The sequence below is a fragment of the Fructilactobacillus carniphilus genome (assembly GCF_024029675.1).
Lineage (GTDB): Bacteria > Bacillota > Bacilli > Lactobacillales > Lactobacillaceae > Fructilactobacillus > Fructilactobacillus carniphilus.
On record NZ_CP097121.1, the window covers coordinates 1208406 to 1220531 of the forward strand.

Here is a 12126-nt window from a genome sequence, read left to right on the forward strand (position 1 = left end):
CTATTTTTGCACCGGATTTTGATCAATTAATTGCATAAATTCATCAAATAAGTAGTCAGCATCGTGAGGACCAGGCGCAGCATCCGGATGGAACTGGGCCGAAAAGGCTGGCAGTGATTGATGCCGTAGTCCTTCCACACAGTGGTCATTAATTTCTTCTAACAGGATTTTGAGGTCAGTCTGATCAACGGAAGCTCGTTCCACCATGTAACCGTGGTTTTGCGACGTAAAGTCAATCCGGCCGGTTTCTAAGTTGCGCACGGGGTGGTTAAAGCCCCGGTGTCCAAACTTCATCTTCGTGGTCGTGGCGCCGTTTGCTAAGGCAAAGAGCTGGTGTCCCATACAAATTCCCAATAACGGGTACTTTTGTTCCACGGTTCTAATCATTTCTAGGGTTTCCTCTGGCACTGCCGTGGGGTCTCCCGGTCCGTTGGTCAATAAGACGCCGTCTGGGTAAACATCTTCCACGTCTTGCACAGTCGCCGTGGGTGGTAAGACCACAACGTCACAGTTCCGCTTGGAAAGTTCCCGCAGGATTGAGTACTTTAAACCAAAGTCAATTACAGCAATCCGCCGGCCGGTCGCTGGAGCAGAGTAAGCGTTGTGGGTGGCACTTTCGTTAATGGCGTGGGGATTCCGCGCCCATTTTTGTAACTCGGCCATCGTTTCGTCGGTCACTTCGTTTACCAAAGCAGAACGCATCGCTCCTTGTTCCCGAATGTGCCGAGTCACCGCACGCGTATCAATGTCACTAATTCCTGGAATATCATGTTGTTCCAGGTACTCAGAGAGTGACATCGTCATGCGCCAGTTGGTTGTCCGACGGGCAATCTCTCTGACCACGACTCCTTTACAAGTCGGTACTTGCGATTCTAAGTTATCGCGGTTCACCCCGTAGTTTCCGATTAAGGGGTTCGTGAACATCAAAATTTCGTTATTGTAGGATTGATCCGTAATTGATTGCTGGTATCCAGACATTCCCGTACTAAAGACCAGTTCTCCCATGTTATCGCGGCTCCCACCAAAAGCAGTGCCGGCGTAAATGGTACCATCTTCTAAAACTAAATACCGTGTTGCCACAAAAAGGCCTCCCTTGTCATTTCACCATAAAAAAAGCTACTCACCGTTCACCGGGAGTAGCTAAATTGAAGTCAAAATGATGTTGAACGTCAATTGGTTTCTCTCCGGAAACGATTAATTGATTAGAACGTGCTGCTGCTCGTTGCCTGATTAGTTTCACAGAACTAACTTACAGACAACTAATAACGCACCAGTTTACTTGCATATTTAATTTATCTAAGCATATCATCACAGCGCCAAATGTCAAACATTCTTTTGCTAGGAAACCTGCTTCTTTCTAGTTTGTTGGTAATAAGCAGTGGCTTTATCAGCATCAAACTCGTGTTCGGAACTCCCAATCACAACCGTGGCTAATGAGTTTCCGACCACGTTCACAGCCGTCCGTCCCATGTCGACAAAACGGTCAATTCCGGCAATGAAGGTTAACCCAGACATCGGGACCCCAATGGTCGAAACCGTAGCTAGTAAGACCACGAAGGACGCTCCTGGTACTCCTGCCATTCCCTTGGAAGTAATCATTAACACAATCATCAACGTGATTTGTTGGCCTAAGGAAAGGTGAATGTTATAGGCCTGGGCTAAAAAGAGGGCCGCGATGGATTGGTAAATGGCCGATCCATCCAGGTTAAACGTGTATCCGGTTGGAATTACGAAGGAAACAATCGAAGGACTGACCCCAAAGTGATCCATCTTTTCAATCATCTTAGGCATTACGGCTTCTGAACTCGCGGTCGAAAAAGCCAGTACAATTTCGTTTTTAATGACCACTAGTAGTTCATGGAGCTTGAAGTGGCACAACCGGGCAACGATGCCCATAACAATCAATACGAAGAAAATCATGGTGAGGTAGACCAGTAAGACAAAGTATCCCAGTGGTAGTAATGCTCCAATTCCCAGTTCGGCGAGCGTCACTCCAATCAAGGCACAGACCCCGATGGGAGCTAGGTGCATGACCCAGTTCGTAATTTTAAACATGACCTGGGAAACGGCGTTCATAAAGTCAACGATGACTTGGCCCCGTTCTCCAATTGCCGCGGTTCCTAGTCCAAAGAATACGGAGAACACAATCACCGGCATCATGTCACCCTTACTAAGGGAGCCAAAGATATTCGTTGGAATGAGGCCAATTAACATTGACCAGAGGCCCTCATTCTTAGAATGCTGAGCCGTGGAAACGTATTTACTAATATCCACCGATGAATGCATCGCGTGAACATCAATAAAAGATCCGGGGTGGGCAATGTTAGCCACCACTAATCCAATGATGATCGCAATCGTCGTCATTAATTCGAAATAAATTAACGTTTTCCCTCCGATTCGACCTACCTTTTTAATGTCCCCCATGCTAGCAATCCCAACGGTTAAACACGAAACCACGATGGGCATCACAATCATTTGGATTAAACTAATGAACATGGTTCCAATGCTTTGCATTGCGGTAATGGCCGTCTGGTTCTTATAGAAAATAACTCCCAAGACAATTCCTAACAGCAAGCCTAGCATGATTTGCCAACCTAATGTAATCCGAAAAAAACGTTTCTCTTTCATCATTTTAGCTCCTTTATTCTGAACAATCATATCGATTATACATCAATTAGTTAGCTTTTCCAAAAACGCATAAAAAAAGACACCTTCGAATTGCTTCGAAAGTGCCTTTACTGCGCGTGGCAACGTCCTATCCTTGCAGGGGGCGATCCCCCAACTACTTTTGGCGTGCTAAAGCTTAACTGCTGTGTTCGGCATGGGAACAGGTGTATCCTTTAGGCTATCGCCACCACACTCTGAGTGAACTTCGTTCCCTCAAAACTAGCTAATATTATTTCCTGCTGAGTTTCCATTCTGCTTTTCCTTGGTTAAGTCCTCGACTGATTAGTATTAGTCCGCTTCACGTATCGCTACGCTTCCACTTCTAACCTATCGACCTGATCATCTTTCAGGAGTCTTACTTCCATATAGGAATGGGAAATCTCATCTTGAGGCGAGTTTCACACTTAGATGCTTTCAGCGTTTATCTCATCCATACATAGCTACTCAGCGGTGCGCCTGGCGGCGCAACTGATACACCAGCGGTATGTCCATCCCGGTCCTCTCGTACTAGGGACAGCTCCTCTCAAATTTCCTGCGCCCGCGACGGATAGGGACCGAACTGTCTCACGACGTTCTGAACCCAGCTCGCGTACCGCTTTAATGGGCGAACAGCCCAACCCTTGGGACCAACTACAGCCCCAGGATGCGATGAGCCGACATCGAGGTGCCAAACCTCCCCGTCGATGTGAACTCTTGGGGGAGATAAGCCTGTTATCCCCAGGGTAGCTTTTATCCGTTGAGCGATGGCCCTTCCATACGGTACCACCGGATCACTAAGTCCGACTTTCGTCCCTGCTCGACTAGTCAGTCTCACAGTCAAGCTTGCTTCTGCCTTTACACTTACAGAATGATTTCCAACCATTCTAAGCAAACCTTTGAGCGCCTCCGTTACTATTTAGGAGGCGACCGCCCCAGTCAAACTGCCAACCAGACACTGTCTCCGAGCACGATGAGTGCTCAGGGTTAGAGTGTTCACATAGCAAGGGTAGTATCCCACGGGTGCCTCCACCGAGACTAGCGTCCCGGTTTCAATGGCTCCTACCTATCCTGTACAAGCTATGTAAACACCCAATATCAAGCTACAGTAAAGCTCCATGGGGTCTTTCCGTCCTGTCGCGGGTAACCTGCTTCTTCACAGGTATCTTAATTTCACCGAGTCTCTCGTTGAGACAGTACTCAAATCGTTACGCCTTTCGTGCGGGTCGGAACTTACCCGACAAGGAATTTCGCTACCTTAGGACCGTTATAGTTACGGCCGCCGTTTACTGGGGCTTCATTTCGAGGCGTCGCCGAAGCTAACCTTTCCACTTAACCTTCCAGCACCGGGCAGGCGTCAGCCCATATACTTCATCTTACGATTTTGCATAAACCTGTGTTTTTGATAAACAGTCGTTTGAGTCTCTTCACTGCGGCTGACCTGACGGTCAGCACCCCTTCTTCCGAAGTTACGGGGTCATTTTGCCGAGTTCCTTAACGAGAGTTCTCTCGCTCACCTGAGGATCCTCTCCTCGACTACCTGTGTCGGTTTGCGGTACGGGTAGTTAATTACTCACTAGAAGCTTTTCTCGGCAGCGTGACATCGGTTGCTTCTCTACTTTAATTTCGATCCTCATCAACGCTTGTCAACCCGGTCAGAAGCATTTCACTCCTCACCTGACTTACGTTTTAAACATCCTTTTCCAGCCGGATGCTCAACCTACCCTTCTGCGTCCCTCCATCGTTCCAACATAATTAACTAGTACAGGAATCTCAACCTGTTATCCATCGCCTACGCTTCTCAGCCTCGGCTTAGGTCCCGACTAACCCTGGGTGGACGAGCCTTCCCCAGGAAACCTTAGTCATTCGGTGGACCAGATTCTCACTGGTCTTTCGCTACTCATACCGGCATTCTCACTTCTAAGCGCTCCAACAGTCCTTCCGGTCTGCCTTCATTGCCCTTAGAACGCTCTCCTATCACGCAACGTAGTTGCGTCCGCAGTCTCGGTAATATGCTTAGCCCCGGTAAATTTTCGGCGCAGAATCACTCGACTAGTGAGCTATTACGCACTCTTTAAATGGTGGCTGCTTCTGAGCCAACATCCTAGTTGTCTAAGCAACTCCACTTCCTTTTCCACTTAGCATATATTTAGGGACCTTAACTGGCGGTCTGGGCTGTTCCCCTTTCGACGATGGATCTTATCACTCATCGTCTGACTCCCGGACATAAATCAATGGTATTCGGAGTTTATCTGAACTCAGTAATCCAAGACGGACCCCTCGCTCAAACAGTGGCTCTACCTCCATGATTCTAATTCCGAGGCTAGCCCTAAAGCTATTTCGGAGAGAACCAGCTATCTCCAAGTTCGTTTGGAATTTCACCGCTATCCACACCTCATCCCAGCACTTTTCAACGTACACGGGTTCGGACCTCCGGTGCGTATTACCGCACTTTCATCCTGGACATGGATAGATCACCTGGTTTCGGGTCTACGGCAACATACTAATTCGCCCTCTTAAGACTCGCTTTCGCTACGGCTCCGCTTTTTCGGCTTAACCTTGCATGCAACTGTAACTCGCCGGTTCATTCTACAAGAGGCACGCCATCACCCCTTAACGGGCTCTGACTGCTTGTAGGCACATGGTTGCAGGAACTATTTCACTCCCCTTCCGGGGTGCTTTTCACCTTTCCCTCACGGTACTGGTTCACTATCGGTCACTAGGGAGTATTTAGCCTTGGGAGATGGTCCTCCCGGATTCCGACGCCGTTTCACGTGTGGCGCCGTACTCAGGATCCTGAACTGAGGGAATTCAATTTCGCTTACGAGACTATCACTCTCTTTGGTGCAGCTTCCCAACTGCTTCAGCTATCAAATTCTTTTGTAACTCAAATGTTCAGTCCTACAACCCCGAACCACGAAGGTTCGGTTTGGGCTATTCCCAGTTCGCTCGCCGCTACTTTGGGAATCGAAATTTCTTTATCTTCCTGTGGGTACTTAGATGTTTCAGTTCCCCACGTCTGCCTCTGCGTAGCTATGAATTCACTACGTAGTGATTAGTCATTACACTAATCGAGTTTCCTCATTCGGAAATCTCCGGATCACAGCTTACTTACAGCTCCCCGAAGCATATCGGTGTTAGTTCCGTCCTTCATCGGCTCCTAGTACCAAGGCATTCACCATGCGCCCTTTCTAACTTAACCTATAATCCGACGGATTATAAATTATTGAGTTTAGCGATTAAACACATTAAAAAACTCAAATTACACAATGGTTTTCTCGGTTAAAATTATATCAATCAATATAATTCTTACAGAAAATAATATTATCTAGTTTTCAAAGAACCAAGCGGTACTAAAAATACTAGTACCAATGGAGAATAGCGGGATCGAACCGCTGACCTCCTGCTTGCAAAGCAGGTGCTCTCCCAGCTGAGCTAATTCCCCAAAATTCAATTATCATACCGTAACAACGGCGATGGGCCTAAGTGGACTCGAACCACCGACCTCACGCTTATCAGGCGTGCGCTCTAAACCAGCTGAGCTATAGGCCCAAAAAGCGCGGATGGTACTGTGAGAGTAGTTCTCTCAAAACTAAACAAGACTTTAATCGGTGTAAGGTTCCGTATTATTCCTTAGAAAGGAGGTGATCCAGCCGCAGGTTCTCCTACGGCTACCTTGTTACGACTTCACCCTAATCATCTGTCCCACCTTAGGCGGCGGACTCCAAACGGTTATCCAACCGACTTTGGGTGTTACAAACTCTCATGGTGTGACGGGCGGTGTGTACAAGACCCGGGAACGTATTCACCGTGGCATGCTGATCCACGATTACTAGCGATTCCAACTTCATGCAGGCGAGTTGCAGCCTGCAATCCGAACTGAGAACGGCTTTAAGAGATTAGCTTGACCTCGCGGTTTCGCAACTCGTTGTACCGTCCATTGTAGCACGTGTGTAGCCCAGGTCATAAGGGGCATGATGATTTGACGTCATCCCCACCTTCCTCCGGTTTATCACCGGCAGTCTCTCTAGAGTGCCCAACTCAATGCTGGCAACTAAAGACAAGGGTTGCGCTCGTTGCGGGACTTAACCCAACATCTCACGACACGAGCTGACGACAACCATGCACCACCTGTCATTCTGCCCCCGAAGGGGACACCTAATCTCTTAGGCTAACAGAAGATGTCAAGACCTGGTAAGGTTCTTCGCGTAGCATCGAATTAAACCACATGCTCCACCGCTTGTGCGGGTCCCCGTCAATTCCTTTGAGTTTCAACCTTGCGGTCGTACTCCCCAGGCGGAATGCTTAATGCGTTAGCTTCGGCACTGAGAGGCGGAAACCTCCCAACACCTAGCATTCATCGTTTACGGCATGGACTACCAGGGTATCTAATCCTGTTTGCTACCCATGCTTTCGAGCCTCAGCGTCAGATGCAGACTAGACAGCCGCCTTCGCCACTGGTGTTCCTTCATATATCTACGCATTTCACCGCTACACATGAAGTTCCACTGTCCTCTTCTGCACTCAAGTTTCCCAGTTTCCGATGCACTTCTTCGGTTAAGCCGAAGGCTTTCACATCAGACTTAAAAAACCGCCTGCGCTCGCTTTACGCCCAATAAATCCGGACAACGTTTGCCACCTACGTATTACCGCGGCTGCTGGCACGTAGTTAGCCGTGACTTTCTGGTTAGATACCGTCACGCCGCGAGCAGTTACTCTCACAGTCGTTCTTCTCTAACAACAGAGTTTTACGAGCCGAAACCCTTCTTCACTCACGCGGCGTTGCTCCATCAGACTTTCGTCCATTGTGGAAGATTCCCTACTGCTGCCTCCCGTAGGAGTATGGGCCGTGTCTCAGTCCCATTGTGGCAGATTACCCTCTCAGGTCTGCTACGTATCATCGCCTTGGTGAGCCATTATCTCACCAACTAGCTAATACGCCGCGGGTCCATCCAAAAGCACTAGCATAAAAGCCAGCTTTCAAACTAAAACCATGTGGTTTTAGTTGTTATACGGTATTAGCATCTGTTTCCAGGTGTTATCCCCTACTTCTGGGCAGGTTACCCACGTGTTACTCACCAGTTCGCCACTCGGTCCGATCTAAAGTCAAATCCGTGCAAGCACTTCATTTCATTTAGGAGACCTCGTTCGACTTGCATGTATTAGGCACGCCGCCAACGTTCGTCCTGAGCCAGGATCAAACTCTCATTTTAAATGAGAACTTTACTAGCTCTACTTTATTATTTGTTTCTTAAGCGAATTGACTTCGCAAATGTTTAATTTTTAAACGCTAGTTTAAAAATTCCTTACACTTTTTGTAATCAAAATCTTGTTCAGTTTTCAAAGAACTACTTCGCACTGCTATTCAGCGCATAAATAATAATATCTCGTTTTGACCATGATGTCAACACTTAATTGAAATTTTTCACTTCATTAATTAAGCTTAACCATCTGGCTCGTAACGAACATATATCACTATATCGTCCTCATTTATAAATGTCAACCCTAATTAGTCATAAAAGGTCAAAAAATTGCCAACAAAAAAAGGATTAATCTCAACCAAGAGATTAATCCCCTTTAATTTATTGAACGTTTTCGCTTAAAGCTTGTAAAACATCGCTTTGTTCAGCCGCAACTAAGTCAGCTTTCCCAGAAATTGTCCGCACGTCCATCTTAATTTCTCGTGTCAAGCCTGGAGTGTCTAACTTCGGTTCAAAGAAGGCTTTGAATTCCGCTAACCGTTCTGGAGTGTGGAAAATGTTAGCAGTGACCGTAATAAAGGTCGCAAATTCCATGTCACCACCAACGGTTGCTTCTAACCAGCCCCATTCCTTGCAGATCCAATCCCAAGCTACTTGCTGATTCAAGTCATTAGCTAACAGCCCCCGGTACCAAGCCCGTAAGTCTTGTGGTTTAATCACATCGGCATTTTCAAACTGAGCAACTAGTTGTTCGGCTAACTGCGGATAAGTTACTTGTGGAATGGCAATTGCTAGGTCATCCCGGTAATTAACTTCACTAGTCGTAACATAGTCGTGCATTAACCGGTCAAAGAGTTCCTTGCTACCGTAGTTTTGCACTTCATTTTTCAAAACCAAGGCCCGGACATCCGCCGGTAATTCAACTAACCGATCTTGGTACTCAGTAAATAACGCATGTACTTGTTCAATTACGGTCGGAATCTGAGCGTACAAAGCAGCGTTTAAAACAATCGGACGCACCTTTTGGTCATCGTTTGTTTCTCCCGCCCGTGGTACCAAGCCTAACCGTTCGATGTTTTCACTAACTAAGGTCCCAAAGAATTGTCGCAGTTCTTGTTCAGCTGGCGTTCCTGGGGTTACAAACATCTTCAATGAGTTAGCAATGGTATACAATTCCGCATTCACAATAGCAGAGTGACTGCCAGCAAATTGCCGTAACAATGGTAGTAACTGCGCGTAAGAAATACGTTGGGCACTAGCCAATAACCGTAGATCTTGTAAAATTTGCCGTTGATCAATGACCGATAAATCAGATACGTGATCCAAGATGTCATCTAACAACGTTTGGTCGTATTGAACGACGATATGCGAGTTGTTCCCCACGTTCACACGGAATGGTTGACCAGCTTCCTTCCGCAGGGTTTGGTAATCACCCAACTTCAATTCTGGTTCAGCCATAATTTGAGGAGCAGCGTCATAGTTACTGTCTAATGGAATTTGCCATTCCCGCCCTTGGTCTTCTCCATCACCAATAAAGAATTGTTGTTGTGAGAGGACTAGTTGTCCATCAGTATCAACACTGGCAGAAACCACTGGGTAACCTGGTTGATCCAACCAAGAGTGCATAATTTTACCAATATCCAAGCCAGAAGCATCTCCAAGGGCTTTCCACAGGTCTTTCCCTTCGGCATTGCCGTACTGGTGATCAATAAAGTACTGCCGTAATCCCTTCCGGAGTGCATCGTCACCTAAGAGAGCCCGTACCATTACTAACATTCGCGCCCCCTTAGCGTACACAATGGCGCCGTCAAAGAGAGCGTCAATTTCAGCAGGATCATTAACTGCCACGTGAACCGATTGTACGCCATCCGTAGCATCACGCGAGAGTGCCATTGGCACTTCAGAAGTTTGGAACATTTCCCAAACCTTCCAGTCGGGTTGTATGGCATCGATGGCCACATATTCCATCATGTTGGCAAAACTTTCGTTTAACCACAAATCATCCCACCACTTCATGGTAACTAGGTCACCGAACCACTGGTGGGCTAATTCGTGTGCAATCACCGTGGCCACTAATTCTTTCGTTTCTAATGGGGTGTTATCAGGATCAAGCAGTAAGTACGCTTCCCGATAGGTAATCAGGCCCCAGTTTTCCATGGCTCCGGCCGAAAAGTCAGGTAAAGCTAATTGCCAAGAGTGTGGCAGTGGATATGGAGTTTGGTAGAAGTCTTCGTAGAATTCGATGGATCGTTTGGCAATATCTAAGGCAAAATCGAGTTCCTTTGGTTGGTGCGCCTTCGTGGCAAAAACCCCCACTTCAACGCCACTATTAGTGGTAGTCAACTTACTTTGTAAGTCACCAAAGGCAAAGGCTACTAGGTACGTTGACATTTTTACGGTTGGTTTGAAGTAGTGAACCCCATCTTCGACCCGGTCCTCTGGCATGTTAGCCAGCACCGTTTCGCCGTCGTGTTCGTCAAACTTCAGTGCTAACCTAAACGTAGCTTTGGCTTCTGGTTCATCAATTCCAGGAAAGGCTTGGCGTGCAAACGTCGTTTCAAATTGGGTTCCAATTACCTGTTTCTTTTCCCCATCAACTTCGTAGTAAGACGGGTAAATTCCCATCATGGTATCTGTCAAAGGAGCGCTGTAAGTGATCTCTAAATCAACGTCACCAGCTGTTGGCAATTCAATCCGAATTGCTTCGGCTTCATCATCAGTGGTAAATGGTACCTCAGACCCATTCGCTAAGACCTGACTAACCTGCAAATCTTTTTGGTTCACAGCGATGTTTGCTTGACTAGCGTGTCCGTGAATTTTAGTCGTTCCGTTAATGGTTTTCTGTTCCCGGTTAACATCAATGAATAAATCATAATGTTCAGGTTGAAACAGAGTGTAAAACCGTTCAATTCCTGCCATTTTGTTTTCTCCTTTAAGATTTAAATCAAATCATCACTCTTAATTGTACACAATTTTCGGATTGTCCGTAACCATTTTGTTTCTCAGCAAGCAAAATTTGCCGTATAATGATATTTTAGTAATTAATTTTCTGTAAGCGAGGAGTCAGTATGAGTAAAGAAAATCAACGAGCCATTTATATTATCATTGCGGCCAACTTCATCATCTGTTTGGGATGGAGTTTAGTGATTCCTGTCGAGCCCTTCATCAAAACGGAGTACCATTTAACGGCGGGTGAAATGGGGATGATGACCTCCCTGTTTGCTTTTACCCAGTTTCTCTTTTCCCCCATCGTCGGCCGGCTTTCCGACCGCATCGGCCGGGTTCCCATTCTAACCGCCGGTCTCCTACTCTATGCCTTTTCCGAGTTCCTCTTTGCGCTGGCGGGTTCGTTACTGTGGTTTGACCTTTCCCGTTTAATTGGTGGAATTTCTGCTGCCATGGTGGGAACCACCTCGATGGCACTGGCCGCCGACCTTTCGAGCGAGCGCGAACGAGCCCGGGTCATCGGTTGGATTTCTGCCGCCTTTAGTGGAGGATTGATCATCGGACCCGGACTAGGGGGCGTGCTTGCGAACCTCAGTTACAAAACTCCGTTCTGGTTTGCCGGCGTGTCTGGAATCATAGCAGCCCTCGTGTTTGTCGTTGGAATTCCAAGTCACCTCAAAGAACATAGCCACGGCAACGTGGTGGATGGGGTTGCAATTACAGATAAGGGACTCAAACGTCTGTTAAATAAATCGATTGTGACCCTCTTTTTCATGATTCTGGTTTCCTCATTTGGACTCGCCGGATTTGAAAGTATCTACACCCTCTATGTCCACCAAGTCTTCAACTTCTCCCTGAACCAAATCGCCCTCGTCTTAATTCTAAACGGAATTTTCTCCCTCATCTTACAAGTGGTACTGTTCGATCGATTAGTCAGCTGGGTCGGTGAAATTGGGCTTACCCGGATTTGCTTTTTGATTAGCATGGCCGGGATCATCTGGATGATTTTCGCTCACACTGCCGTTGAAGTTATCATTGCTACCTTGCTAATCTTTTGTGCCTTCGACGTGCTTCGACCCGCGATTACCACCCTCTTGACCCGATTTGGTAAAAACAATCAGGGTCTGATTAATGGAGTTAATATGTCTCTCACGAGCATCGGTAACATTGCTGGTCCCATCTTTGCGGGAACGTTAATGGATAAAAACCCGAGCCTCCCATACTTGATTGTCGCCATCATTATGTTCTGCTCGGCTTTAATCACCTGGGTGGTCAGTTACGAAATGAAAACTGATCAGCAGGTTCGTAGTAATTAAATCGTTAAAAAAGACCTTTC

The 12126-nt window shown here is 46.9% G+C and carries 4 protein-coding genes, 2 tRNA genes and 3 rRNA genes; 1 reads left to right on the forward strand and 8 read right to left on the reverse strand.

What is annotated here, in order from left to right; genetic code table 11:
• From M3M37_RS06095 to M3M37_RS06130, 8 genes are all read right to left on the reverse strand, one after another.
• A complete protein-coding gene (locus tag M3M37_RS06095) occupies positions 1 to 1080 on the reverse strand; it encodes a carbamoyl phosphate synthase small subunit (protein WP_252794931.1) in 1080 nt (359 codons plus the stop codon).
• Positions 1081 to 1338: 258 nt separating this feature from the next.
• Positions 1339 to 2628, reverse strand: a complete 1290-nt coding sequence (locus M3M37_RS06100) for a cation:dicarboxylate symporter family transporter (protein ID WP_252794932.1) — start codon at positions 2626 to 2628, stop codon at positions 1339 to 1341.
• A 114-nt stretch (positions 2629 to 2742) separates the two neighbouring features.
• Positions 2743 to 2859, reverse strand: a 5S ribosomal RNA gene (gene rrf / locus M3M37_RS06105).
• A gap of 70 nt (positions 2860 to 2929) precedes the next feature.
• A 23S ribosomal RNA gene (locus M3M37_RS06110) occupies positions 2930 to 5845 on the reverse strand.
• Positions 5846 to 6015: 170 nt separating this feature from the next.
• Positions 6016 to 6088, reverse strand: a tRNA-Ala gene (locus M3M37_RS06115).
• Between the two features lie 32 nt (positions 6089 to 6120).
• A tRNA-Ile gene (locus M3M37_RS06120) sits at positions 6121 to 6195 on the reverse strand.
• An 85-nt stretch (positions 6196 to 6280) separates the two neighbouring features.
• Positions 6281 to 7856, reverse strand: a 16S ribosomal RNA gene (locus M3M37_RS06125).
• Together the 16S, 23S and 5S rRNA genes with 2 tRNA genes alongside form the textbook arrangement of a ribosomal RNA operon.
• 369 nt (positions 7857 to 8225) lie before the next feature.
• On the reverse strand, positions 8226 to 10763 hold the full coding sequence (locus tag M3M37_RS06130) for a M1 family metallopeptidase (protein WP_252794933.1): 2538 nt from the start codon (positions 10761 to 10763) through the stop codon (positions 8226 to 8228).
• 149 nt (positions 10764 to 10912) lie between these two features.
• On the opposite strand from M3M37_RS06130, the gene M3M37_RS06135 reads away from it, so the two are divergent.
• Entirely contained in the window at positions 10913 to 12106 is a 1194-nt protein-coding gene (locus tag M3M37_RS06135) for an MFS transporter (protein ID WP_252794934.1), read from the forward strand.
• Positions 12107 to 12126 lie beyond the last annotated feature (20 nt).

What these genes read in the sequence shown, in the direction of transcription:
- M3M37_RS06100 (WP_252794932.1), bottom strand. Translation starts at nt 2,628, where the DNA reads ATGAAAGAGAAACGTTTTTTTCGGATTACATTAGGTTGGCAAATCATG.
- M3M37_RS06130 (WP_252794933.1), bottom strand. Translation starts at nt 10,763, where the DNA reads ATGGCAGGAATTGAACGGTTTTACACTCTGTTTCAACCTGAACATTAT.
- M3M37_RS06135 (WP_252794934.1), top strand. Translation starts at nt 10,913, where the DNA reads ATGAGTAAAGAAAATCAACGAGCCATTTATATTATCATTGCGGCCAAC.